Consider the following 24,686-nt stretch of genomic DNA (forward strand, 5'->3'; position numbering starts at 1 on the left):
TGGGGGTGAAGTGATGCGGGCCGGTAGGGATGGCCGGCCGGGTGCGCGTGCGTGCGGCTAGCGAACCCAGCCCGTGAAGCTCTGTCCGACGGTCTGGGTCGTCTCCGTCGTACGCGGCCGGGTACCGCCGTCGACCGCGGCCGACACGGCACGCACCAGCCACGCGTTGACCGACAGACCCTCGCGGGTCGCGGCCTCCTCGGCACGGACCTTGAGGTGGGCCGGCAGTCGCAGGTTGACGCGGGCGGTGCCGCCCTCGTCGCCGTCGACCGGGGCCGGGGCCCTGAGCGGTTCGACGGGCGCGGTCGGCTCCACGGCGGCGCCGCCGTCGGTGGGCGGCAGTGCCACCACGAAGTCGGGGTCGAGCCCGCGCAGCCGTACGTCGACCGAGCCGGGGGCCAGTTCGCGGGTGATCTCGTCCGCCGCGGCGGAGAGCACGTTGAGCATGGTCAGCCGGGCCGCCGACTCCAGGGGAGCGGTGAGCCGCTCCGCCAGCTCGCGGGCTTCGTCGCCGCCGGCCTCGGCGGCCACCGCGAGTTCGCGGCGGAGGGTGTCGACATACGGCGTGAGGTTCATGACGCCATGATGGCACCACAATGGCTCAACATGCAAGCCTTGAGGTGCCACCATGTGACCGACGGCTGACGCAGTCCGCCTGAACTGCATAAACGGCGGGTGGCACCCGATGGCACCAAATGACGCCACCCGACACCACTCCCCCACCTCACCGGCGTTCGCGCTGCTCCCGCCATCGCTCCATCAGCCGGGTGAGTTCACCCTCCAGGTACTCGAAGAAGGCGAGCGTCTCGGCGATCCGCTGCCCGCCGGGAGTCTCGGTACCGAGGCCTTCGAGGCCCACGCTCAGCGTCTGCTGCCAGCGCTTCAGCACGGCGTCGCGGTTGGTCAGCGCCTCGTACCACTGGTCGCTGTGCACCCGGTACCGCTCGCGCCGCGAGCCGGGTTCGCGCTCCCGCGAGACCATGTGCACCTGGGACAGATAGCGCACGGCGCCGGAGACGGCGGCCGGGCTGACCTGGAGCTGTTCGCCGAGCTCGGCCGAGGACATGGCGCCGGCGTCGGACGCGAGCAGGGCGGCGAAGACGCGGGCGGCCATGCGCTGCATACCGGCCTCGACAAGCTGGGCGGCGAAGGCCTCCACGAACCTCGACACCGCCTCGGGATCCCGCCCCGCCGCCTCCGACTCTGCCATGCCTTGATCATCTCCCTCACGCGTACGTCGCCTCAACTGTATCCGGCATTTTGACGCTTCCTTAACTTCACAAGTTTCTGAAGACAACGTACGTTCGGAATCATGACGAAGGCCAGCCTCGCTATCGAGGTATCCGGACTCCACAAGTCGTTCGGCACGACACACGCCCTGGACGGTCTCGACCTCACTGTCGAGACCGGCGAGGTGCACGGCTTCCTCGGTCCCAACGGCGCCGGGAAGTCCACGACCATCCGTGTCCTGCTCGGCCTGCTGCGCGCCGACTCGGGCGCCGCACAACTGCTGGGCCGGGACCCCTGGGCGGACGCGGTGGAGGTGCACCGCCGGATCGCGTACGTCCCCGGCGACGTCACTCTGTGGCGCAACCTCTCCGGCGGCGAGGTCATCGACCTGTACGGCCGGCTGCGCGGCGGCCTCGACAAGGGGCGCCGGGCCGACCTGCTCGAACGGTTCGAGCTGGACCCGACGAAGAAGGGCCGGACGTACTCGAAGGGCAACCGCCAGAAGGTGGCACTGGTCGCCGCGTTCGCGTCGGACGTCGACCTGCTGATCCTCGACGAACCGACCTCCGGCCTGGACCCGCTGATGGAGGAAATCTTCCAGCGCTGTGTCGAGGAGGAGCGGGACAGGGGCCGCACGATCCTGCTCTCCTCCCACATCCTCAGCGAGGTCGAGGAGTTGTGCGACCGGGTCAGCATCATCCGCAAGGGCCGGACGGTGGAGACCGGCTCGCTGGCCGACCTGCGCCACCTCACCCGGACGAGCATCACGGCGGAACTCGCGGGCGCGCCGAACGGGTTGACACGCCTGCCCGGCGTCCATGACCTCGACGTACAAGGGCGGCGGGTCCAACTCCAGGTCGACACCGACAAGTTGGACGCGGTACTGCGCTCACTCACCGAGTCGGGCGTACGGTCCCTGAGGTCGACGCCACCGACGCTGGAGGAGCTGTTCCTGCGGCACTACCAGGACGAGGAGGCGGTGACCCGATGACCGCCGTGACGTCGCCCCTGGCCGTGCGAAGGACCGGCGGCGCGCACCAACTGGCGGGCACCGGGGCTCTGTTGCGGTTCAACCTGCGACGCGACCGGGTGCTGATCCCGGTCTGGGTGGCGGTGACGGCCCTCCTGGTGCTCTCGCTCCCGGGCTCCCTGGAGAGCGTGTACTCGACCCCGGCCGAACGCGCCGACATCGCCCGCCAGATGCTCACCAACAACTCGCTCCGGGCCACGTACGGCCCGGTCTTCAGCGACTCGATCGGCGGCCTGACGGCCTGGCGCATCGGCGGCTTCGCGGCGATCCTCGCCGGGATCATGAGCCTGATCATCGTCGTACGGCACACCCGCGACGAGGAGGAGAGCGGACGCCAGGAGCTGATCTCGTCGGCGATGGTGGGCCGCCGGGCCCCCCTCACAGCGGCCCTGCTCACAGCCCTGGTAGCCAACGTCACCCTGGCACTGCTGATCGCGGGCGGCCTGGCCGGCCAGGGCACGTCCGGCGCACTGGCACTCGGCCTGGGCATCGGAGCCGTGGGAGCGACCTTCGCCACCCTCACGGCGATCGTCGCCCAGTTCACGGAGAGCGCGCGCCTGGCGAAGGGCCTGACAGGCGGCCTCCTCGGCGCGGCGTTCGTCCTGCGCGCGGCGGGCGACTCCGCGACGAACGACGGCTCCTCACCGCTGACTTGGACGTCTCCGATCGGCTGGCTCGAGAACGTACGGCCGTTCGCGGACGAACGGTGGTGGGTGCTGGGCCTGTTCGTCTCGGCGGCAGCCCTCCAGGGCTACGTTGCCTACGAGTTGGCGGGCCGCCGGGACGTCGGCATGGGCTTCTTCCCGACCCGCCCCGGCCCGGCGAAGGGCCGACTGGCCACGGCAGGCGCGCTGGCCTGGCGCCTGCAACGTGGCGCCGTCCTCGGCTGGAGCCTCGGGTTCCTCGCGGCCGGAGTCGCCTTCGGCGGCCTGACGAAGGGCGCGGCGGATCTGGTCGGCGACAACGACAAGACCCGCGACATCATCGAGCGGATGGGCGGCCAGTCCGGCATCGAGGACGCGTTCCTCGCCACGATGGTCGGCATGTTCGGCATGGTGGCGGCGCTGTACATCGTCTCCTCCGTCCTCCGGCTGCACGCCGAGGAGACCTCCCAGCGCGCGGAACCGATCCTCGCGAACGCGGTCGGGCGGCTGCGGTGGGCGGCGGGCCATTTGGCCATCGCCTTCGGCGGCGCGGCACTGATCCTGCTACTGAGCGGGCTCGGCCTGGCGATCGGGTACGGCGAGGAGCTGGGCCCGGTTCTGGGGGCGAGCCTGGTGCAGGTCCCGGCGGTGTGGGTACTGGGCGGACTGGCGGTTCTGCTGTACGGGGTCTCACCTCAACTGGCGCCCGGTGCTTGGGGTGTTGCGGGGTTCGCGTTGCTGGTGGGGTGGATCGGGCCTGCGCTGGATGTGCCGCAGGGGGTGCTGGATCTGTCGCCGTTCGGGCATCTGCCGAAGTTGCCGGGTGGGGAGATGAGTTGGGTGCCGGTGCTGGTGCTTACGGGGGTTGCGGTGGGGTTGGTTTCGGCGGGGTTGGCGGGGGTGCGGCGGCGGGACATGACGACATAGATCAGCTCCTCGGCGCACACCGCAGGACAGTGTCCAGGACAACCAACGCGTTCGCGGCAATGGGAAAGCCAGGAAGCTCGACGCAACGGAAACGGTTGCTCTGCTCACTGCGGCGTTCAGGGTGGCCGACTACATCCGCAACGAGCTGCGCCACTGCGATGAGCGGCCACCTTCGGAAAGGCAGCGTTCAGGAGGTGATCTGCCGCCCGGCGGCGTGTACGAAGTCCTCGACGGCCCGGCGGGCGTCGTCACCGCTGCTGTGGCAGTCCTGCTCGTTCTGAGCCCTGTGGATCGTGCTCACCCGGTCCAGCGCCTCCTCTGCAAGCCTGACGAGGTCGGGCGCCTGGGCGACCAGCCGGACCCGGAAGAGTTCCTGACGCGCCGCTCCACGCAGGCGGTAGGACTCGACGCGCGCCTCCGCGGCCTCCGCACTGCCGGGGTCCTCTTGGGCCCGGTGCCAGCGGTCGAGTTCGCCGCGCCGGCAGTGCGCCAGCGAGGCCGCGTACGCGCTGTAGGCCGCCATGCGTTCCTCCTGCAGGAACCGCCAGCGGGCGAACCGCTCGTTCCGGATGGCCATTCGATGTTGCACGAGGTAGCTGAAGCCCACGCCGAGGAGAGTTCCGACGACGGCTACAGCGCTGGTGAGGACCGCTTCCATCCCTGGATCACAGCACGTCGGCCGGGTGACTGAGAAGGCCGCCCCCCTCGGGAAGTCGGCCGGATCGCTCCACCAGGGGCCATGACCGAGCTCAGTACTCCCGCAGTGCCGAGTGGCCGAACTCCCCGGACCTGGCGCCGACCAGGAAGGCCTGCCAGCCGCCGGGGGCGAAGGTGAGCATCGGGCCGGCGTGGTTCTTGCTGTCACGTACGGCACGGCCGCCGGTGGTCGTGTCGGCGACCTCGACGCAGTTGCTCTGCGTCCCGGAGTACGACGACTTCCAGAAGGGGCCTACAACCTCGGTCACGATGTGTCTTCCTTGGTGGTCCGCAGTACACGCCGGATGAGCCTCGTGCTCGCGTCCGGTGCCAGTGCTGCCGAGCGTAGTAGGTCGTACGCGTTGGCGTAAGCGGTTAGATCCTCCGGCCCTTCGAGGACCGAGGTACCCCGCAGGTTCTCCAGGGCCACGGCCTCGACCGTTGGTTCCGCGTCGAAGCTGAAGGTGGAGAAGGCGGAGGTCAGGGCCGCCAGTGCGCCCGTGCTGAACGGCAGCACCTGCACGGTGACGTTCTTCCGCTTCCCGATCTCAAGGATCGCGGACAACTGGTCCCGGTGAACCTCAGTACTCACCAAGGGATGGGTGATGACGCCTTCCCAGAGGATGGCACTGTACGTTGCCCCGCCCTCTTCGATCTTGGCCTGTCGCGCCTTGCGCACCTTCAGCAGGTCAGCGACCAGTTCTGGGGCAACGTAGTTGGGGTCGGCCGCGATGTTCCCCTCCGTGTAGGCCGGGATCTGCAGAAGCCCCGGCACCAGAACCGGCTGCCACTCGCGGATGTATGTGGCGTCGTCCTCCAGCGCGATGTGGTCGAGGTAGTCAGGGCGCAGGTGCGCGGCATGTTCGAGCCACCAGCCGCGCCGGTTCGACTGCTTGGCCAACTCCTCCAGTTTCACGCGCACTTCGGTTTCGTCGACGCCGTACGCCTTCAGCATCGCCCGGATCTCGATGGGGCGGGCGATGACGTGTCCGGTCTCGATGCGGCTGACCCGGGTCTGATGTGCCGCGATCACCTCAGCAGCCTGCGGCTGGTCGAACTTGGCCGCCTGCCGGTACCTCCTGAGTGCAGCCCCAAGTCGCCTGCTGCGCACGGTCGGTCGTCCCCCTGCGGGCATCCCGAACCCCTCTCTCTCGCAACGCCACTCTAGGGCAGAACAGTCATCGCACATTAGTAATACCGCATGCATGCGAGCTTTCTGCTTGCGGAGATCCTCCATGCGAACTTAACCTCAGTGCACACGCGCCGCTACAGAGCGCGAACTTGATTGCCCGTCAGGGGGTACACCGCCATGCCCGAACCCACCTCACCCCAGCCCCACCAGGCCACCACCTTCCGCATCCCCAAGCACCCCAGAAACGTCCCCGACGCCCGCACCCAGGTCCGCAAAGCCCTCGCCGACTGGGGCCTGCCCACCGACCTCACCGCCGACATCGCCCTCGTGGCCACCGAGTTCGTCACCAACTCCGTACGCCACTGCGAAGTGACCTTCTCCCTGGTCGAGGTCTCCCTGACCCTCCACGGCGACCACCTGCTCCTGGAGGTCTCCGACCCCGACAAGGAGAAACTCCCCACACCCCGCACCGCCGGCCAACACGACGAGGACGGACGCGGATTGGCCGTCATCGCAGCGCTCACTACGCACTGGGGATACGACCTGCGCCGCTACACCAAGTGCTCCTGGGCCACCTTCCCGCTCCCGGAAACCGCCCCCGCATGTTCCGGCTGACCGCCCGACTGACCGCCGTACTCCGCCCCCGCACACCTAGCAGCTCAGCAGTCATCGCCGACCAGCCACCCCGCACACCGGACCCGTACGTCTGGACCCTGCCCAACCCCCACACCGCCCGCTGGCGACGCTGGCACCGACGCAAAGACCGCACCACCCCTCCCCTCCCCGAAGAAGCCTGCTGGCAGCCACCCGCACCCCCACCACCCCGCCCGCTACTCCAGGCACCGCACGACGACCCCGTACGCCTCTACGTACTCCAGGCCGAGGAGGTCAAGAAAGCGATGGGGGAAAGGGAGTTGATGGGAGGCGACTCGCACGGCATCGTTCGCCCAGTCGGACCCCACTTCGGAACGATCATGAACCGTTCGAGTCCCTCAGCCCGATGAAGGGATGTGAGCAGACCAGTGGACAGCCCGGGCGACGAGGCGGTGGACGACGCCGAGCTTCTTCGTGGTGTGGCTCTCGGTGATCGCCAGGCCTTCGAGCTGTTCTACGCCCGGTACGTCTCCTGGTTGCTCTCCCGTTTGCAGCACAGGTGCCCTGACCAGGCCCTCGTGGAGGACGTCGTCCAGGAGACCTTCGTCGCGGTGTGGCGGAGCGCGGAGGGTTTTCGGGCCGGCAGTGGTGGCGACGCGGCGGGGTGGTTGTGGCGCATCGGCTCCCGCCGACTGGTCGACGCCATGCGCGGCCACGGATCGCGTCAGAGTCTGTTCCAGCGGCTCGTACGGATGCGGGACAAGGGTGACCAGCCGTCGGCCGAGGACGAGGTGCTCCGGGAACTGCCGCACGGCGATCTCGCGGACGCGTTGCGGCGCCTGCCTCCCGAACTCGGGGCCGTGCTGCACGCCACGGTCGTCGACGGCCTGACGGTCAAGGAGGCCTCGACACTGCTCTGCATCCCCATCGGGACGGTCAAGACCCGGGCGATGCGCGCCCGTCGCCTCCTCCAACAGGAACTGCTGTGAGGGCGGCAGCCGTACGTCCAGAGAAGAGTGGGTGGAAGACATGAAGAGGCACAGCTCCTCCGGGCCCGACCCGACCTCCGGCGAGGCCCGGCACCCTTCGGCGGTGGAACTCCGTGCGTATGCCCGGCGCGAGCAGGCCTCGCCGGGGCGGCCGGCCACCGAGGCTCATCTGGACGACTGCCCGGACTGCCGCCGGGCACTGGCCGACGCCTTCTCCCCGGCCCGGCTCGACGCGATCTGGGAACGCGTGGACCTGGCCGTCGACGAACCCCGACGAGGCCTGCTGGAGCGGGGGCTGGTCAGACTGCGGGTGGCCGAGCACGACGCGCGGCTGATCACCGCGACGCCCGCGCTGCGCCGTACGTGGGTCCTCGGCGCCGTCGCCGTGCTGCTGCTCGCCGTACTCGCGGCCCGTCTGCTCACGCCCGCGGCCGCGCCTCTCACCCTGCTGGCCGTGGCGCCGATCCTGCCCGCCGTGGGCATGGCGCTGTCCTGGGGGCCGCGTTTCGACCCCGCCCATGAGATCGCCCTGGTCACACCCACCAGCGGATTCCGCATCGCGATGGTGCGTACGACCGCCGTCCTGGCCGTCAGCACCGTGCTCGGCACAGCCGCCAGTCTGGCTCTGCCCCGACTGGGCCTGGCCGCCCTCGGCTGGCTGCTGCCGTCCCTCGCGCTGACCCTGGCGACCCTCGTACTGGTGTCCCGGTCCGATCCGCTTCGCGCGGCGGCCGGAAGCGGATCGGCATGGCTGCTCGCCCTGGCGGTGACCACGGACACCGACACCGGCGAGGCGTGGCTGCTCAGCGTCCCGGGCCAGGCGACCGCGGCGGTGGGCCTCGTGGGAGCGGCCGTGCTGCTGGCGGCCCGGCGGTCGTCCTTCGAGCACATCCCGTTCCGGTCACCGAACAGGACCTGGTGACGACAGAACTGGTGACACGCCTTCCCACTCGACCTCCCCATGCACCAACCACCCACGTTCCACGCAGGAAAGGAAACAGTGTGGCGACGCCCATGGCCGAACAGGCCGCTGCCGCTGTGACGGTGCAGGATCTCGCCGTCAGTTATCGCGGGCACAAAGCCCTGACCGGAGTCTCCTTCTCCCTGGGCACCGGCGTGACCGGGCTACTGGGGCCCAACGGGGCCGGAAAGACGACCCTGTTGCGCACCCTGGCCACGGCGCTGACGCCCTCGCTGGGCTCGGTGACCGTGCTCGGTATCGATCCCCGTACGGCGCAGGGCAGGAGCGCGGTGCGCCGCAAGCTGGGTTATCTGCCGCAGCAGCCCGGCCTGCACCCGACCTTCACCGCCTTCGAGTTCGTGGACTACATCGCCATTCTCAAGGAGATGACCGACCGCAGGGCACGGCACGACGAGGTACGGCGGGCACTGGAACAGGTCGGCCTGACCGCCGAGCGCGGCAAGCGCATCAAGACGCTGTCCGGCGGGATGAAGCAGCGGGTAGCGCTGGCCGCGGCCATTGTCGGCGATCCGGAGCTGCTGATCCTGGACGAGCCCACCGTCGGCCTCGACCCCGAGCAGCGGATGCGGTTCCGGGAGCTGATCGCCGATCTCGGGGAAGGGCGTACCGTCCTGCTCTCCACCCACCAGACCGAGGACGTCTCCGCTTTGTGCGGCCATGTCGTGGTGCTGGACAGCGGCGTCGTGAAGTTCACCGGCCCGCCCACGACCCTCGCCGCGCGGGCCCAGGGCCGGGTGTGGAGCAGCGGCGAGCGCGATCCGAAGGCCCGGGCGGGCTGGCGCACCGGGCTGGGCACCTACCGGAACATCGGCTCTCCGCCCGCCGGCGCCGACCTGCTCGACCCCTCGTTGGAGGACGGCTACCTGCTGCTCCTCGACGCCGCCGTCATGCCGGGAGCCGCCGCATGAGCCGATCCGCCTCCGTGCCCGTCGTCCCACCAAGCCGTCGGACCTCCGCCCGGCCGTCCGCCCCCGCGGCGAGCTCACGTCCGAGAGCGGCGGCGGTCCTGGCGCTCGCCCGAGCCGAGTCCGTACGGATGCTGCGCCATCCCGCCGTCCTGGTCGCCGTGGCGGTCATCGTCCTACCCTGGCTCTACCGGGCGGCGACCGGCGACGAAGGCAACCTGTTCCCGGTTCTGCAGGTCGAGTCCCGGCTCCTGCAGTTGCCCATGCTCCTGCTCGCCGCGGCGACAACTCTCGCGGTGAACCTCGCCTGTCTGCGCGCGAGCCGCCAGGGAGTCGACCCGCTCTACGAAGTCCTGGTCCTGCCACGGTGGGCGCGGGTCGCCGCACATCTTCTGTCGGTCCTGCCCGTGGCTGTGCTCGCGGCGGTACTGAGCGGTGCGCGGCTGCTGTACCTGAGCACCCGCTCGGGCGCGGCGGGCAGCGTCCAGGTGTGGGAACTGCTGGCCGTACCCGCCCTCGTGCTGCTCGGCGGGGCGGTGGGCGTGCTGGTGGCCCAGGTGACGAAAGCAGTGGCCGCGGCACCGCTGGTCGTCGCGGGGCTGGGCCTCGTCACGCTCGCCGCTCTGGTGAACAACACCTCCCGCAACCGCTGGCTCAGTCCGGTGGCGTACGAGAACGAGTTCGCGGCCCCCCTGCCGACGGCGCTGGTCTGGCGGCCCGCCGAATGGCACCTGCTGTGGCTGCTGGCGCTGGCCGTGCTCCTCACGCTGATCTCGCTGCGGCTCTCGGGCATTCGGTCGAGGCTGCTGACGGGTGGCGGCGCGATCGTGGTCGTACTGGCCGTCGCCGCCGCCGGAATGCAGTTCCGGTCCATGCCCCGGACACTGGAGCAGAGACTGACCACCGCCACGGAGCGCCCTGCGGAGGGCCAGCGCTGCCGGACCGTGGAGCGGGTCACCTACTGCGCGTTCCCCGAGTTCAGCGGGCGGATCACGCAGTGGTCGGAGGTGGTCCAGGGTCAACTACGGTACGTACCAGCTGACTTGGCCTCGGGACAGTACGCCGTACGTCAGCGGATCTTCCCCCAGGGCAACGGGACCGGCGGTTCGGTTCCGCCCCCGGCCGACAGCTGGGCGGCGGACGACCGGGCGGCGGGTACTGCGGGGGCGGTGACGGTCGGGACCGACTGGACCGAGGGCGGCCATGGGGCGGACATCGCGAACAACGAGGTCATCTCCTTCTCCGGCCTCTTCGCCCATCGTCTCGTCACCGGCGGGCAGTTGGAGACCCAGAGGCTGACCCCGGTGTGCGGCGCCCGTGCCGTCGTGACCCTCTGGCTCGCGGTGCGGGCGACCGCGGGTACGGAAGGCGCGTACGACTCGCTGACCGAGCGCTCCTTCGGGGGCGGCATCCAACTGCCGGTCATCGGTTCCGCGGCGGGCCTGCTCTTCGGCGCGCCCGAGCAGACGGTGGCCACGGAGCTGCTGGACAAACCGGCCGCCGAAGTGGGCGCCGCCGTGCGCGACTCCTGGACGGAACTGACCGCCGCCGACACCGGCACGGAACGCGCGGCCGAACTGCTGGGCGTACCGGCGCCGAGGATCGACCCCGCCGAGCGGGGGCTGTGCTGATGCGGTGGGCCCTGCTGCGCGAGCTGGCTCCACCCGCCCTGCGTTCGGCCCGGCTGCTGCCGCTGGCGATCGGCACCGCCCTGGGCAGCGCGGTGGCAGTCGCTCCCACGCTGGCCGGGGTAGAGCTGGAAGCGCACGACGTCGTACTGCTGTTGCGCTGTTCCATGGTGGTCATGGCGCTCGGCGTGGCCTTCGTCCTCGACGATCCCACAGGCCGCACCACCGAGGCGGTCCCCGTGCCCAGGGCCTGGGTCTCGCTGCTGCGGTGCCTGGCGGCGGTGGCGGTGCTGGGTGCGGCCTGGGCTGTTCAGCTCGCCGTCGCCCCACTGGCCGTACCCGCCGAGGCCCGTGCGGCACTGCCGATGGCGTCGCTCACCCTGGAACCACTGGCCCTGGCGGCGTGGGCCCTGGTTCTGGGCTCCCTCGGCGCGCGTTTCACAGCCGAGGGAAGCGGCGGCATCCTGGCCGGGCCCGGGATGATCCTGATGGCGATCGCGGCCATGCTCCTTCCGGAGGAGGCGGCGCTGTTCACCCAGCCCCAGTCGGAGGGTTGGGAACGGTCCCACTGGATCTGGACGGCCCTGCTCGCCACGGGCACCCTCGGACTCGGCCTGCTCCTGCGGGAGCCCAGGAACAGGGGGCGCGGCTGGCCGGGCAGCCAGTCCCGGACGCCAGAACCCCAGCCACCGGTCCTCGCCGACTCGGCGTGAATTACCGGCCGACCGACAAATAGCCGACTCGCCCGAGAATACGAAGCACCACCCAAGAAGAGGACCTTCCCAACGGGTTCTTGCGGCCACCGAACCGTCCGCGCAGGGAACCCCCGGCAACGCAACCGCGTCCATGCCAGGCATGGGACAACGCGCACAGGCCGCCTCAGGATGTCTGACCGTCGCCCTCGGTGTGGGCGTCGGGCTGGTGGTGTGGTTCGTCAGGGCGCAGGGCCGGGTTCGGCGCTTCGAGCAGGGGCCCGAGTGGAGCGTGTTCTACGCCGAGTTGCCGCTGCTGATCCTCGCCGGGACCGCCGCCGGTCTGGGCGTATGGGCCGTCGGGCGGGGCCTCGGAGCGCGGCACAGGGGTCGGCTCAGAGCTCGACGCGCAGCCCCTCCAGCCCCCTGATGACGAAGTTCGGCTTCTGGGCAGGCTCCGCCGCCAGGCGCATCGTCGGCGCGTGCTCCAGCAGGGCGCCCATCGATGCCGCCAGCTCAAGCCTCGCCAGCGGGGCCCCGATGCAGTAGTGGATCCCCGCCGAGAACGAGATGTGCGGGTTGTCCTTCCGCGTCAGGTCCAGCGCCCCGGGATCGGCGAACACCGCCGGGTCATGGTTGGCCGAGCCGAAGAGCAACGCCACCTCGCTGCCCCTCGGGATCACCGTCCCGTCGATCTCGATCTCATCCAGTACCCAGCGTTCGAAGAGCTGGAGCGGGGTGTCGTACCGCATCAGCTCCTCCACCGCGGAGGGGGTCAGGGAGTGGTCCGCCCGCAACACCTCCAGCTGGCCGGGGTTCCGGAACAGCGCCCACCAGCCGTTCACCGTCGCGTTGACCGTGGCCTCGTGGCCCGCGTTGAGCAGGAGGACGCACGTCGAGATCATTTCCTGTTCCGTGAGGCGGTCGCCCTCGTCGTACGCGGCGATCAGGCCCGAGATCAGGTCGTCTCCCGGTTCCTTGCGGCGGGTCGCGATCAAGGCCGTGAGGTACTCCGTGAACTCCTCCGACGCCCGCACCGCCTTCGCCGCCGTGTCCTCGGACGGATTCAGCTCGTACATGCCGCAGATGTCCGCCGACCAGGGCCGCAGCGGGGCGCGGTCGGCCTCCGGGATGCCCAGCATCTCCGCGATCACCGCGACCGGCAGCGGCTCCGCCACGTCCGTCAGGAGGTCGCCGCCGCCCGCCTTCACCAGGCCGGCCACCAGCTCCTGCGCCAGACGGGACACGTACGGCTTCAGGCCCTCCACCGTGCGGGGCGTGAACGCCTTCGAGACCAGGCGGCGGATTCGGGTGTGGTCCGGCGGTTCGAGGTCGAGCATGCCGTGGTCGTTGAGGGTGTGGAACGGCTCGTGCTCCGGCGGGGGTGCCGTGCGGCCGAAGTCCTCGTGGGTGAAGCGGTGTTGGTACGTCCTGCCCAGGCGGCGGTCGCGGAGGAGGGCCGAGACGTCCGCGTGGTGGGGGACCAGCCACTGGCGCGTGGGTTCGTAGTACACGGCCCTGCCCCGGGCGCGCAGTTCTGCGTACGCGGGGTACGGGTCCGCGACGAACGCCGGGTCCCACGGGTCGAAAGCGAGGTCGGGAGCAGCTGCCATGCACGGACGCTAGCCCGAGCCTCCCCCTTCTGACCAGGCTGACCTGGGTCTCTCACCGTACGGCGAGCTGCCGACGCCCGGAGTTCATGTGGGCGCAGTTCACTGCCGTGAACCCTTGACCTGTCCCATGATCCCGGGCTTACGGTGGCCGCCCCGAACAGGAGCACCCTGCCCATGACCAGCTTGTACGTGCGGGAGATCACGCGCGAGGAGCATCTGGCCCACCTGCGGGCGTCTCCCGACGCCAGCCATCTCCAGATACCCGAGTGGGGCGGCGTGAAGCCCGACTGGCTGCCCGAGAGCATCGGCTGGTTCGAAGGCGAGAACACGGGTGAGGGTGAGGCCATGGTCGCGGCGGCGCTCGTCCTGTACCGGCCGCTGCCCGGGACGCGGCGCTATCTCGCGTACCTTCCCGACGGGCCCGCGATCGACTGGCGCGCTCCGCGTCTGGAGCGGTGGCTGGATCCGCTCGTCGCCCATCTGGAGCAGATCGGGGCGTTCTCCGTGCGGATCGGGCCGCCGCTGGTCGTACGGCACTGGGACGCGGACACCGTGGCGGCGGGCATCGCCGATCCCGGCGTACGGCATCTGCGTGATCTGCCCACGGCCGGCATCGACGGATACGCGCTCGACGCCGCGGAGCGGCTGCGGCGGCTCGGGTGGCAGCCGTGCGCGGAGGACGACGGGAACGGTTTCGGCCTCGGTCAGCCGCGCTACGGCTGCCACATCCCGTTGGCGGGACGCTCGGTGGACGACCTGCGCGACGCGCTCGCCCCGCACTGGGAACAGTCGTTGCGTACGGCCGAGGCGGCGGACGTCCGGGTCTCGTGGGTCGCGGAGGAGGACCTGCCGGAGTTCCACCGCCTGTACACCGCGACCGCCGCCCACGACGGTTTCAAGGCCCGCCCGTTGGACTACTTCCGGCGCATGTGGAGGGCCCTGAACGCCGAGGACGACGACCGCATCCGCCTCTACCTCGCCGAGTACGAGGGCGAGGCGCTCTCCGGAGCCCTCATGATCAACGTCGGTTCCAGGGTCTGGCACTCGTACGCCGCGTCCGGCCGCCGGGGGCGCCAACTGCGGCCCAGCAGCGCCCTGTTGTGGCGCATGCTGGGTGACGCGCACTCGGCGGGCGCCGAGACGTACGACCTGCGCGCCATCACCCCCACGCTCTCCGAGGACCGGCTGCTCGGCCGGCTCCGTTTCAAGACGGGGGCCGGCGGCCGGGCCGTGGAGTACCTCGGGGAGTGGGAACGACCGGTGGGCAGCCAGGGCAAAATGCTGCAGCGGGCGCTGGGCGTCTACCTCGGGCGCAGATGACCCTGCCCGGGAAGGGACCGGGAAGGGACCGGGGAGGATCAGGCGCCGCCGAAGTCGGGGATCGTCACCGAGCCGTCCTCCGCCAGCGGGAACCCCGGGTTGTGCGCGACCTCCCACGCGTGGCCGTCCGGGTCGACGAAGGCGCCGGAGTAGAAGCCGACGGCGTTGACGGCCGCCGGTTTCGTGACGGTGCCGCCGGCCCGCTCCACCGCCGCCAGCAGCGCGTCGGCCTCCGCGTCGGAGCGGACGTTGTGGGCGAGGGCGATCCCGCCGAAGCCGCCCGCCGGTACCGCCGGGCCGGGCTCCAGTCCGCAGTCGGCCGCGAGTTCGTCACGGCCCCACAGGACGAACCCCAGACCGCCCGCCTGGAAGAAGACGGTCTCCTCGACTTCCTGTCCCCGCCAGCCCAGGGCCTCGTAGAAGGCCTTGGAGCGGGCGAGATCGGAAACACCCAGCGTGATCAAAGTGACGCGCTGTTCCATGCGCTCTTCCATGCGCTGCTCCATGTCACCACCATGCCATCACCGTGGCCGTGACGCGCCCCACCGGCCGCTCACCCCGGTGTCACCAGCCGTGCCTCGTACGCGAACACCGCCGCCTGCGTACGGTCCCGCAGCCCCAGCTTCACCAGGATCCTGCTCACGTGCGTCTTGATCGTCGACTCGGCTACCACCAGCCGCCCGGCGATCTCCCCGTTCGACAGTCCCTGCGCGATGAGCACGAGCACCTCGGTCTCCCGGTCGGTCAGGTCGCCGTACGCCGACTGCGCGCCCGGCATGAGGCGCGGCGCCTCGGCGAGTTTCGAGAACTCGGTGATCAGGCGCCGCGTGACCGAGGGGGCCAGCAGCGCTTCCCCCGCCGCCACCACCCGTACCCCGTCCGCCAGTTGGCGTGCCGACGCGTCCTTCAGCAGGAAGCCGGACGCGCCCGCCCGCAGTGCCTGGTACACGTACTCGTCGAGGTCGAACGTCGTCAGGACCAGCACCTTCGCCGTGCCGTCCGCCGCGACGATCTCCCGGGTCGCCTCGATACCGTTCATCTCGGGCATCCGGATGTCCATCAGGACGACGTCCGGGGCGAGTTCACGCACCCGCTCCACCGCCTCGCGGCCGTTCACCGCCTCGCCGACGACCTCGATGCCGGGCATCGCGTTCAGCAGCACGGAGAAACCCTCGCGGACCATCATCTGGTCGTCCGCGATCACTACGCGGATCGTGGGGGTGCTCATGCGCCGTCCTCGTCGTCCCTGATCGCCGCCACCGGAAGGAAGACGGTGACCTCGTAGCCCCCGCCGTCCACCGGGCCCGCCGTCATCTCGCCGCCGAGCATGGAGACCCGCTCCCGCATCCCCGTGAGACCGTGCCCCGCACCTTCCGTCGGCGTCGTCTTCACGAACGACACCTCCTTCGGCCCGTCCGTCACCGGGCCGTCGACTATGCGCAGCCCCAGCCCGCCCAGCACGTACCCGATCTCCACACGCGCCCTCGCACCCGGCGCGTGCCGGAGCGTGTTGCTCAGCGCCTCCTGCACGATCCGGTACGCCGACAGCTCGACGCCCTGCGGGAGTTCACGTACCGCGCCCGTCACCACCTTCTCCACGGCGAGGCCCGCCTCACGCACGTTGGCGAGCAAGCCGTCGAGGTCGGCCAGGGTCGGCTGCGGGGCGTCGGGGGCCTCGTAGTCCTCCGCCCGTACGACGCCCAGGACCCGGCGCAGTTCGGTGAGCGCGGCCACCGCGTTCTCGCGGATCGTCGCGAAGGCCTGCGTCAGTTCCTCGGGCGGGTTCTCCACCCGGTAGGGCGCCGCCTCCGCCTGGATGGCGACGACCGACATGTGGTGCGCGACGACATCGTGCAGCTCACGCGCGATGGTCGTGCGCTCCTCCAGCAGCGTGCGCTTGGAACGCTCGTGCGCGGTCACCGTCTGCTCGGCGGTCACCTGCTCCTCGGCGGCCCGGCGCACCTGCCGCACGGTCACCACGAGCAGCGCCAGCGCGGCGAGGAAGAGGAAGGGTACTGCGTTGGTGTTGAAGTACCGGTTGCCGAAGAGGCTCTCGGCGCCCATGGCGTACACCGCCGTCAGCGCCCACATCCAGGCGGCCGTACGCGGCCGGGTCCGGGCGGCGACGACCGTCAGCACCACCAGGTGGGCGACGAAACTCGCGGGCTGCCAGGGCCAGTTGCCGCTCCCGTAGTCGCTGCCCCAGTTCTGGCCGATCAGGGCGACGGCCGGGATCGAGACCAGGGAGAACCAGAAGGCACCGACCGGCCGGACCAGCGTCAGCAGGATCGGCCCCACCGAGAAGCAGGTCATCGCCAGCGCCTCGATCATCCGCCCCCCGGTGGCGCCGAAGGAGACGAGCAGGGCCAGCAGCGCGGCCGCGCCCACCAGTGCGTGCCGCTCCCAGACCGCGTACGGGCGCAGCCGCTTCGGCAGCACCCGGGCGATCCCGCCGGGCCGGTTCCTCGGAGGCAGCGGCCGGTAGGCGAAGGCGTCGTGGAACAGGTCCGCGCGCAGTCCCGCCAGCGCGTCCATGGCCACCCGGAACTCGGGGCTGCTGAACAGAGCGTCGTCCCCCCGCCTCGGCCTGGGGTTCGTCTGCGTGTGTGTCGTCTCAGTCACATACAGCACGGTAGGCGGCGGGCGGGGCGCGGTCGTCAGCAGTGAGAGGGGTTCTTCGCCGTCCCTCTCAGGTACTACGGCGACTGCCACAGGTACGACCAGGTGCTTTGTACCAAGGACACCAAGAACACCGAGGACACCAAGGCAGGCTCACCACGCGAGCTGGGCGATCTCCTCCGCCACCACCGCGCACGCATCCGCCACCGGGTCGATCAGCGGGAAGTGACCGACGTCCTCAAGGAGCGTCAGGCCGACCACCTCACCGGCCTTCGCCGCCGCGTCCGCGTACGACTCGGAGACGATCTGCGGCAGGTCGATGTCGGTCCGCCCCTGTACGAGGGTGGTCGCGATGCCGGTGGGGACCAGGAGCGCCGGGTCGGCGTAGGGCTGCCGCGCGGCGAACTCGGCCTGTCCGCCCAGGAGTTCGTGGACCGCGTCGGAGCAGACGGCCAGCTTCGCGGCGACGGCGAGGTCCGCGACCGGCGCGAGGGCGACCACGCCGCGCAGGGGGGCGGGACGGGCCAGGAACCAGGGCGCGTCGGCGGGCAGCAGATGCCGGGCGGCGACCCACAGGGCCAGGTGCCCGCCCGCCGAGTGCCCGGTGACGACCATGCGGCGCGGGTCGGCCTGCGGGAGGTGGACCGCCGCGAGCGCGGGCAGGGCGTCCAGCGCCGCCGCGACGTCGTCGAAGGTGTCGGGCCAGCGCCCGGCGACCGCGGGCCCGTCCCCGCCGCGCCGGTACTCCACGTTCGCCACGGCGAATCCGCGCCGGGCCAGGAAATCGGCGAACGGCGTGATGTGCCGGCGGTCGTACGGCGCCCGCCAGGCACCGCCGTGCAACACGACGACCAGCGGCACGGTCCCGGCGGCGGTGAGCGGTTCCAGGCCCTGCGGGGCGTAGAAGTCGATCACCTGGTCGGGGTGGTCGCCGTACGCGGCGGTGGCGTCGGGGTCGACGGCCGGATGCGAGAGGGCCGACGCCTCTTCCGCTTCCGCCGTGCGCGCGGCCCTTTCAGCGCCGTGCTCCCGTGCTACGGCATCGTCCGGCATGCTCCAACCTCTCAGCGACTTAAGACCGACCGGCAAATGGAGGGCGGCGTCGCGGGGTCTGGCACGCGCATCTGCCGCGTTGTCGTCGGTCGCGATGGCTCCGCCATCACTCCCTCCTCCGCCTTGCAACTGCACGCTCCCCCACGCTCGGCTTCGCTCGCGCGGGGGGACCCCCATCGCCCCGCTCCTTCTCCCACCCTCCAATTGCCGGTCGGTCTAACGGATTTGGCGGACCTGGACAGAAATTCGGCCGTCGCCGGGGACGCTACCAGGCCCGTGACGTGCGTCGACACGCACGCCGACGCACGCCGACACGCGTGCCCACAAGCGGATGTCACGCCGGGTGAGGATTTAACGGTTCTGCGGTTTCGTTACCCTGGCGCGGTACGACCGACAGCAGGCAGCGGGAGGCCCCTATGTCCGCCGGACCCGACCCCGAAGGACCAGGACCAGGCACCGTCCGCACCGGTGGCCGTACCGCCCGGGTCCGGGCCGCCGTGCTGCGGGCGGCCGGGGACATACTGGCCGAGCAGGGGTTCGCCCACCTCGACCTCGCGGACGTGGCCCGCCGGGCGGACGTCGGCAGGACGACCGTGTACCGGCGGTGGGCCACGGTCACCGGGCTGGTCGCCGACCTCCTCGCCGACATGGCCGAACAGTCCCTGCCCCGCAAGGACACCGGCTCCCTCCTGGGCGACCTGACAGCCAACGCCACCCTCGTCCAGCGAACCCTCGCCGACCCCCGCCAGGGCGCCCTCTTCCGCGCCGTCATCGCCGCCGCGACCTGCGACGTCCGTACGGCCGACGCCCTGCGCCACTTCTACGACGTCCGGGTCGCCGAATGGTCTCCCTGCGTCGAACAGGCGGTACAGCGGGGCGAGTTGCCCCCCGGCACGGACGCGCCGACGGTCGTACGGGCCGTCTCCGCCCCCCTCTACTACACGCTCCTGACGACAGGCGCACCCCCGGACCCGGCCGCCGCCACCCGCGCCGCACAGGCGGCGTGCGCGGCGGCGAAGGCCGGGGTGTACGTCACCTCCGGATGAGCGTGGGCGCGGGAACCAGGAGACTCGGGAACCAGGAGAGTCAGGAGGCGACGACCTCGCCCAGCACCCGGGCCGCCCGCTCCACGTCCGCGAACCCGACGTACAACGGCGTGAACCCGAAGCGCAGCACGTCCGGCCGCCGGAAGTCGCCGACGACGCCCCGCTCGACGAGCCGCGCCATCACGTCCCCCGCGTCCTCGCACCGCAGCGCGATCTGACTCCCCCGCTCGGCGTGCGCGGCCGGCGTCACGGACTCGACGCGCCCTTCGGGGACGTACTCGTCGACGCACTCCAGGAAAAAGTCGGTCAGGGCAAGGGACTTGGCCCGTACGGCGTCGATGCCGACCCCGTCCCAGACTTCAAGGGCAGTCTCCAGGGCGAGCATGGAGAGGATGTCCGGCGTTCCGACCCGCCCGCGTGTCGCACCCGGGGCGGGGGCGTACTCGGGCCGCATGCCGAAGGGGTCTGCGTGCGAGGTCCAGCCCGGAAGCGGCGAGTCGAACCGCTCCTGGTGCTCCTGACGGACGTACAGGTAGGCGGGCGAACCGGGGCCGCCGTTCAGGTACTTGTAGGTACAGCCGACGGCGAGATCGACCCCGTGCTCGTCGAGCCCGACCGGCAGGGCGCCCGCGCTGTGGCACAGGTCCCAGACGGCCAGGGCGCCGGACGCGTGGATCGCGGCCGTGAGGGCGGGCAGATCGTGCAGCCGGCCGGTGCGGTAGTCGACGTGGTTGAGCAGCACGGCGGCCGTACGATCGCTCAACTCCCCCGGTACGGCGCCCGGTTCGACCGCGCGCAGGGAGCAGCCGGTCATCCGGGCGGCGGACTCGGCGATGTACCCGTCGGTGGGGAAGGTGGCGGCGTCGACAAGAATCTCGTCCCGCCCCGACCGGCCGTTCCGATTGTCACCGCCCGCCAGCCGCACCGCACCCACAACAGCCTTGAAAACATTGACACTTGTGGAGTCGCCGACGACGATCTGCCCAGCCGCGGCGCCCACCAGCGGAGCGATACGGTCGCCGATCCGCTCGGGCGCGGTCCACCACCCGCTCTCGTCCCAGGACCGGATGCGCAGCTCGCCCCACTCCCGGCGCACGACGTCGTCGAGGCGGCCGGGGACGGCGGCGGGCAGCGCGCCGAGCGAGTTCCCGTCCAGGTAGGTGACGCCGAAGTCGAGCACGAACCGCTCGCGCACCTTGGCGAGTTCGTCGTGCGAGTCCAGTTCCCGTGCCTGGTCGTCCTTGGCGGGCAGCAGCTCAGACATGGGACCTCGCTGTCCACAGTTCGGGGAACACGTTCTTCTGCGCCCGCTTCTCCAGCCAGGCCACCCCGGCGGAGCCGCCGGTGCCGGCCTTGGCGCCCATGGCCCGGCGGGTGGCGACGAGATGGTCGTTGCGCCATCGCCACACCAGCTCGGCGACGTCGGTCAACGCCTCGCCGAGACGGGCGAGTTGGTCCTCGGAGTCACCGGAGTAGAGGAGCGTCCAGGCGGCCTCGACCTCGACCGAGGGCTCGTAGCGCAGGGACACGTCCCGCGACAGGACGGCGTCCGGGATGGCGTACCCGCGCCGCGCGAGCAGCCTCAGCACCTCGTCGTACAGGCTCGGTTCGTGCAGCGCCTTCTCCAGCTCGGCGTGCACACGCGGTGCCGCCCGATGGGGTACGAGCATCGACGCGGACTTCTCGGCGAGCAGGAACTCCATCCGCCGGTACATCGCGGACTGGAACCCGGAACCCTCACCGAGGGCGGCGCGGTACGAGTTGAACTGGGCCGGGGTGAGCTGGGCGAGGGGCCGCCACGAGGCGTTCAGCGCCTCCAGCTCCCGCACGGAACGCTTGAGCGCGGCGACGGCGGTGGGCACGTCGTCCCCGCGCAGCGCCTGCGCGGCGGTCTCCCACTCGTGCACGATGACCGTGAACCACAGCTCCATGACCTGGGTCGTCACCAGGAAGACCATCTCGCCGGGGTCGTCGGAGAGGGTGTGCTGGAGGTGGGTGAGGACGTCGGCCTGGACGTAGTCCTCGTACGGGGTGGTACCGGCGAAGTCGAGATGCGGGGTCTCGGGCTCCGAAGCCTCGGGGGGCTGAGCCTGGAGGGACATCGCTGTCTCCTGTTTGTACTCCGGGTAGCGGTCCGCCCCTGCCGAATTCCGACACGGGGGCCCCGGTCCCCAGGGGCATCCTCCACAATCGTGCCCCGAATCCGCAAGGCCCGCCTGATCACAGGCGGGCGCGGCCCGCACCCGGTCCGGCACTTCTCGAAGCCGGTCGGCCGCCTCAGTCGGCCACAGCGGGCACCCTGCTCGGCCGCGCGTTCCGTACGGCGTTCAGGAGGCCTTCCCAGGACTGCTGGAACTTCTCGATCCCTTCGGTCTCCAGCACGTGGGCGACATTGCGGTAGGAAATCCCCAGTCCGGCGAGGGCATCCAGGTCGGAGCGGGACTGCCCGTAGGTCCCGGCAATGGTGTTGCCGGTGATCTCGCCATGGTCGGCAGCGGCGTCGAGGGTGGCCTCCGGCATGGTGTTCACCGTGCCCGGTGCGACCAGCCCGGTGACGTAGAGGGTGTCGGGATACGCGGGATCCTTGACGCCCGTCGAGGCCCACAGCGGGCGCTGCTTGTTCGCCCGGGCCCGGTCGAGGGAGGCCCAGCGGCCGGAGGGCCGGGTCGATCCGTCGGCCGAGCCGAACACCTCCTCGTGAGCCTGGTAGGCGAGGCGGGCGTTGGCCAGAGCGGCCTTGCCGCGGGCCTCCTTGGCCTCGGGAGTGCCGATCGCGTCGAGGCGCCTGTCGATCTCGGTGTCGACGCGGGACACGAAGAAGGAGGCGACGGAGTGAATGCCGGAGAGGTCCAGGCCGCGCTCCTTGGCCTTCTCCAGGCCGGCGAGGTAGGCGTCCATGACCTCGCGGTAGCGCTCCAGCGAGAAGATCAGCGTGACATTGACGCTGATACCGAGGCCGATGACCTCGGTGATCGCCGGGAGACCCGCCTTGGTGGCCGGGATCTTGATGAGCGTGTTGGGGCGGTCGACGAGCCAGGCCAGCTGCTTGGCCTCGGCCACGGTCGCGGCCGTACCGTGCGCGAGACGCGGGTCGACCTCGATGGAGACCCAGCCGTCACGGCCGCCGGTGGTGTCGAACACCGGGCGCAGGATGTCCGCCGCGTCCCGGACATCCGCCGTGGTGATCATGCGGACCGCCTCGGGGACCGTCACACCGCGCAGCGCCAGTTCGCGGATCTGGTCGGCGTAGTCGTCACCCCTGCCGACCGCCTGCTCGAAAATGGTGGGGTTGGTGGTCACGCCGACCACCTGCTTGCGCTGGATGAGTTCGGCGAGACCGCCGGAGGTGATCCGTTTGCGGGACAGGTCGTCCAGCCAGATCGCGACGCCTTCTTCGGAGAGCCGCTCGAGTACGTCGTCGGTCACGGAAGTCACTTCTCCACTGGTGCTCGCGTTGCGGTTGCCGCCCAGGGCGGTGAGGGAGTCACGAGCTGCGGCTGCGACGTTCTCGGCGGTGAAGCCGAACTCGTGGAAGAGGACCTGGGCGTCGGCGGAGGCGCCGAAGTGCTCCAGGGAGACGATGCGGCCGGCGTCGCCGACATACCGGTGCCAGGTCAGGCCCACCCCGGCCTCGACCGCGACCCTGGCCTTCACCGAGGGCGGCAGGACACTCTCGCGGTACTGCGCGGACTGCTCCTCGAACCACTCGACGCAGGGCATCGACACGACGCGCGTACCGACCCCCTCTGCTTCCAGTCGCTCGCGGGCCTCGACGGCCAGGTGCACCTCGGAACCGGTGGCGATGAGGATGACCTCGGGCGCGCCGCCTTCGGCCTCGAAGAGGACGTAACCGCCCTTCGCCGCATCCTCGTTGGCCTCGTACGTCGGCACGCCCTGGCGGGTCAGCGCGAGGCCGTGCGGGGCGCCCTTGCCGAAGACCTTCGTCCAGCGCTTGAGGATCTCGCGCCAGGCGATGGCCGTCTCGTTGGCGTCGGCCGGGCGCACGACGTTCAGGCCCGGGATGGCGCGCAGCGACGCGATGTGCTCGACCGGCTGGTGCGTCGGGCCGTCCTCGCCGAGGCCGATGGAGTCGTGCGTCCACACGTACGTCACCGGCAGGCGCATCAGCGCGGAGAGGCGTACCGCGTTGCGCATGTAGTCGGAGAAGACGAGGAAAGTCCCGCCGTAGATACGGGTGTTGCCGTGCAGGGCGATGCCGTTCATTTCGGCGGCCATCGAGTGCTCGCGGATGCCGAAGTGGATCGTGCGGCCGTACGGGTCCGCCTCCGGCAGCGGGTTGTCCGCCGGGAGGAAGGAGGACGTCTTGTCGATGGTGGTGTTGTTCGAGCCGGCCAGGTCCGCCGAGCCGCCCCACAGCTCCGGGATGACCGCACCCAGCGCCTGCAGGACCTTGCCGGACGCGGCCCGGGTAGCCACCGCCCTGCCCGCCTCGAAGACCGGGAGCTTCTCCTCCCAGCCCGTCGGCAGCTCGCCCGCGGCGATACGGTCGAACTCGGCCGCCCGCTCCGGGTTGTCGCCGCGCCACTCCTGGAACGACTTCTCCCACTCGGCCCTGGCCTGCCGGCCGCGCTCCCCCAGCGCCCGGCTGTGTGCCAGCACCTCGTCGGGCACCGCGAAGGACTTCTCCGGGTCGAGGCCCAGCACACGTTTGGTGGCCGCGACCTCGTCCGCGCCCAGTGCCGAGCCGTGCGCCGCCTCGGTGTTCTGGGCGTTCGGGGCGGGCCAGGCAATGATCGAGCGCATCGCGATGAACGACGGCTTGTCCGTGACCTTCTTGGCGGCCTGGACGGCGTTGTAGATGGCGTGCGGGTCGAGGTCGCCGTCCGGCTTCGGGGCGATCCGCTGCACATGCCAGCCGTACGCCTCGTACCGCTTGGCCACGTCCTCGGAGACGGCCGTCTCGGTGTCGCCCTCGATCGAGATGTGGTTGTCGTCCCACAAAAGGACCAGGTTGCCGAGCTTCTGGTGACCGGCCAGCGAGGACGCCTCCGCGGAGATGCCCTCCTGCAGACACCCGTCACCGGCGATCGCGAAGATGAAGTGGTCGAACGGGGACTCCCCTACGGGTGCCTCCGGGTCGAACAGACCGCGCTCGTAGCGGGCCGCCATCGCCATGCCCACCGCGTTGGCGACACCCTGGCCGAGCGGACCGGTCGTCGTCTCGACGCCCGCCGTGTGCCCGTACTCCGGGTGGCCGGGGGTCTTCGAACCCCACGTCCGGAACGCCTTCAGATCGTCCAGCTCCAGGCCGAACCCGCCCAGGTACAGCTGGGTGTAGAGGGTCAGGGAAGAATGACCGGCGGACAGCACGAAGCGGTCACGGCCGGTCCAGTCCGGATCGCCGGGGTCATGACGCATCACCTTCTGGAAGAGGGTGTACGCGGCGGGGGCCAGGCTCATCGCCGTACCGGGATGGCCGTTACCGACCTTCTGTACGGCATCGGCGGCCAGGATCCGCGCGGTGTCGACGGCCCGCTGATCCAGTTCGGTCCACCAGGAGGCGGCAGCGGTCGAGGGCGGGTTCACGCGTGAGAACTCCTGTGTCTGTGTGAGGGCAGCGGGAAG

Annotated in this window: 24 protein-coding genes; 11 read left to right on the forward strand and 13 right to left on the reverse strand. The window is 70.7% G+C overall.

From position 1 onward, the window contains the following. Positions 1–57: 57 nt before the first annotated feature. Positions 58–576, reverse strand: a complete 519-nt coding sequence (locus tag ACH4TV_RS43240; RefSeq protein ID WP_398406895.1) for a hypothetical protein — start codon at positions 574–576, stop codon at positions 58–60. Between the two features lie 148 nt (positions 577–724). After that, a complete protein-coding gene (locus tag ACH4TV_RS43245) occupies positions 725–1,210 on the reverse strand; it encodes a GbsR/MarR family transcriptional regulator (RefSeq protein ID WP_398406896.1) in 486 nt (161 codons plus the stop codon). Positions 1,211–1,312: 102 nt separating this feature from the next. On the opposite strand from ACH4TV_RS43245, the gene ACH4TV_RS43250 reads away from it, so the two are divergent. After that, positions 1,313–2,221, forward strand: a complete 909-nt coding sequence (locus ACH4TV_RS43250; RefSeq protein ID WP_398406897.1) for an ATP-binding cassette domain-containing protein — start codon at positions 1,313–1,315, stop codon at positions 2,219–2,221. Continuing rightward, positions 2,218–3,831 carry an ABC transporter permease gene (locus tag ACH4TV_RS43255; RefSeq protein ID WP_398406899.1) on the forward strand — a complete coding sequence of 538 codons (1,614 nt, stop codon included), beginning with the start codon at positions 2,218–2,220 and terminating at the stop codon, positions 3,829–3,831. Before ACH4TV_RS43250 ends, ACH4TV_RS43255 begins: the two co-directional genes overlap by 4 nt. Positions 3,832–4,018: 187 nt before the next feature. On the opposite strand, the gene ACH4TV_RS43260 is transcribed toward ACH4TV_RS43255, so the two are convergent. The 3 genes from ACH4TV_RS43260 to ACH4TV_RS43270 form a co-directional block, all read right to left on the reverse strand. After that, entirely contained in the window at positions 4,019–4,489 is a 471-nt protein-coding gene (locus tag ACH4TV_RS43260) for a hypothetical protein (RefSeq protein ID WP_398406901.1), read from the reverse strand. Between the two features lie 91 nt (positions 4,490–4,580). Next, the gene (locus tag ACH4TV_RS43265) at positions 4,581–4,796 is read right to left on the reverse strand and encodes a DUF397 domain-containing protein (RefSeq protein WP_398406903.1); all 216 of its coding nucleotides are present in this window, start codon (positions 4,794–4,796) and stop codon (positions 4,581–4,583) included. Next, a complete protein-coding gene (locus ACH4TV_RS43270; RefSeq protein ID WP_398406953.1) occupies positions 4,793–5,662 on the reverse strand; it encodes a helix-turn-helix domain-containing protein in 870 nt (289 codons plus the stop codon). Before ACH4TV_RS43270 ends, ACH4TV_RS43265 begins: the two co-directional genes overlap by 4 nt. A gap of 174 nt (positions 5,663–5,836) precedes the next feature. Between ACH4TV_RS43270 and ACH4TV_RS43275 the strand changes: the two genes are divergently transcribed. From ACH4TV_RS43275 to ACH4TV_RS43305, 7 genes are all read left to right on the forward strand, one after another. Next, complete coding sequence (locus ACH4TV_RS43275) at positions 5,837–6,274, forward strand: ATP-binding protein (RefSeq protein ID WP_398406904.1); 438 nt, start codon at positions 5,837–5,839, stop codon at positions 6,272–6,274. A 395-nt stretch (positions 6,275–6,669) separates the two neighbouring features. Continuing rightward, positions 6,670–7,242 carry an RNA polymerase sigma factor gene (locus tag ACH4TV_RS43280; protein ID WP_398406906.1) on the forward strand — a complete coding sequence of 191 codons (573 nt, stop codon included), beginning with the start codon at positions 6,670–6,672 and terminating at the stop codon, positions 7,240–7,242. Positions 7,243–7,282: 40 nt separating this feature from the next. Next, positions 7,283–8,164 (forward strand): zf-HC2 domain-containing protein, encoded by an 882-nt coding sequence (locus ACH4TV_RS43285; protein ID WP_398406908.1) that lies wholly within the window; start codon positions 7,283–7,285, stop codon positions 8,162–8,164. A 92-nt stretch (positions 8,165–8,256) separates the two neighbouring features. Continuing rightward, positions 8,257–9,132, forward strand: a complete 876-nt coding sequence (locus ACH4TV_RS43290; RefSeq protein ID WP_398406954.1) for an ABC transporter ATP-binding protein — start codon at positions 8,257–8,259, stop codon at positions 9,130–9,132. Further along, the gene (locus ACH4TV_RS43295; protein ID WP_398406909.1) at positions 9,129–10,760 is read left to right on the forward strand and encodes a hypothetical protein; all 1,632 of its coding nucleotides are present in this window, start codon (positions 9,129–9,131) and stop codon (positions 10,758–10,760) included. Before ACH4TV_RS43290 ends, ACH4TV_RS43295 begins: the two co-directional genes overlap by 4 nt. Further along, positions 10,760–11,470, forward strand: a complete 711-nt coding sequence (locus tag ACH4TV_RS43300; RefSeq protein WP_398406911.1) for a hypothetical protein — start codon at positions 10,760–10,762, stop codon at positions 11,468–11,470. Before ACH4TV_RS43295 ends, ACH4TV_RS43300 begins: the two co-directional genes overlap by 1 nt. A 142-nt stretch (positions 11,471–11,612) precedes the next feature. Then, on the forward strand, positions 11,613–11,879 hold the full coding sequence (locus ACH4TV_RS43305; protein ID WP_398406913.1) for a hypothetical protein: 267 nt from the start codon (positions 11,613–11,615) through the stop codon (positions 11,877–11,879). Here ACH4TV_RS43305 and ACH4TV_RS43310 read toward each other — a convergent pair. Then, on the reverse strand, positions 11,845–13,062 hold the full coding sequence (locus tag ACH4TV_RS43310; RefSeq protein WP_398406914.1) for a cytochrome P450: 1,218 nt from the start codon (positions 13,060–13,062) through the stop codon (positions 11,845–11,847). The two genes, ACH4TV_RS43305 and ACH4TV_RS43310, sit on opposite strands and share 35 nt — an antisense overlap. A 174-nt stretch (positions 13,063–13,236) precedes the next feature. On the opposite strand from ACH4TV_RS43310, the gene ACH4TV_RS43315 reads away from it, so the two are divergent. Next, on the forward strand, positions 13,237–14,382 hold the full coding sequence (locus ACH4TV_RS43315) for a lipid II:glycine glycyltransferase FemX (RefSeq protein WP_398406915.1): 1,146 nt from the start codon (positions 13,237–13,239) through the stop codon (positions 14,380–14,382). Positions 14,383–14,420: 38 nt separating this feature from the next. Here the strand turns inward: ACH4TV_RS43315 and ACH4TV_RS43320 are convergent, their stop codons facing one another. The 4 genes from ACH4TV_RS43320 to ACH4TV_RS43335 all read right to left on the reverse strand — a co-directional run bounded on the left by ACH4TV_RS43320 (position 14,421) and on the right by ACH4TV_RS43335 (position 18,054). Further along, positions 14,421–14,864: a VOC family protein gene (locus ACH4TV_RS43320; RefSeq protein WP_398406955.1), complete on the reverse strand. Its 444-nt coding sequence runs from the start codon at positions 14,862–14,864 to the stop codon at positions 14,421–14,423. A gap of 71 nt (positions 14,865–14,935) precedes the next feature. Further along, complete coding sequence (locus ACH4TV_RS43325) at positions 14,936–15,610, reverse strand: response regulator (RefSeq protein WP_398406917.1); 675 nt, start codon at positions 15,608–15,610, stop codon at positions 14,936–14,938. Further along, positions 15,607–17,004: a sensor histidine kinase gene (locus ACH4TV_RS43330; RefSeq protein WP_398406918.1), complete on the reverse strand. Its 1,398-nt coding sequence runs from the start codon at positions 17,002–17,004 to the stop codon at positions 15,607–15,609. Before ACH4TV_RS43330 ends, ACH4TV_RS43325 begins: the two co-directional genes overlap by 4 nt. A 150-nt stretch (positions 17,005–17,154) precedes the next feature. Continuing rightward, the gene (locus ACH4TV_RS43335; protein WP_398406919.1) at positions 17,155–18,054 is read right to left on the reverse strand and encodes an alpha/beta hydrolase; all 900 of its coding nucleotides are present in this window, start codon (positions 18,052–18,054) and stop codon (positions 17,155–17,157) included. A 416-nt stretch (positions 18,055–18,470) separates the two neighbouring features. Here ACH4TV_RS43335 and ACH4TV_RS43340 point away from each other — a divergent pair, with 416 nt between their 5' ends. Then, positions 18,471–19,100: a TetR/AcrR family transcriptional regulator C-terminal ligand-binding domain-containing protein gene (locus ACH4TV_RS43340; RefSeq protein WP_398406920.1), complete on the forward strand. Its 630-nt coding sequence runs from the start codon at positions 18,471–18,473 to the stop codon at positions 19,098–19,100. A 40-nt stretch (positions 19,101–19,140) separates the two neighbouring features. Here the strand turns inward: ACH4TV_RS43340 and kynU are convergent, their stop codons facing one another. From kynU to tkt, 3 genes are all read right to left on the reverse strand, one after another. Next, positions 19,141–20,364 carry a kynureninase gene (gene kynU, locus ACH4TV_RS43345; protein ID WP_398406921.1) on the reverse strand — a complete coding sequence of 408 codons (1,224 nt, stop codon included), beginning with the start codon at positions 20,362–20,364 and terminating at the stop codon, positions 19,141–19,143. Continuing rightward, positions 20,357–21,202, reverse strand: coding sequence for a tryptophan 2,3-dioxygenase family protein (locus tag ACH4TV_RS43350; protein ID WP_398406922.1), 846 nt, complete (start codon positions 21,200–21,202; stop codon positions 20,357–20,359). Before ACH4TV_RS43350 ends, kynU begins: the two co-directional genes overlap by 8 nt. Positions 21,203–21,377: 175 nt before the next feature. Beyond that, on the reverse strand, positions 21,378–24,647 hold the full coding sequence (gene tkt, locus ACH4TV_RS43355) for a transketolase (RefSeq protein ID WP_398406923.1): 3,270 nt from the start codon (positions 24,645–24,647) through the stop codon (positions 21,378–21,380). Positions 24,648–24,686: the final 39 nt, after the last annotated feature.

This window comes from Streptomyces sp. NPDC020898, from assembly GCF_044333925.1.
In the GTDB taxonomy this organism is placed as follows: Bacteria; Actinomycetota; Actinomycetes; order Streptomycetales; family Streptomycetaceae; genus Streptomyces.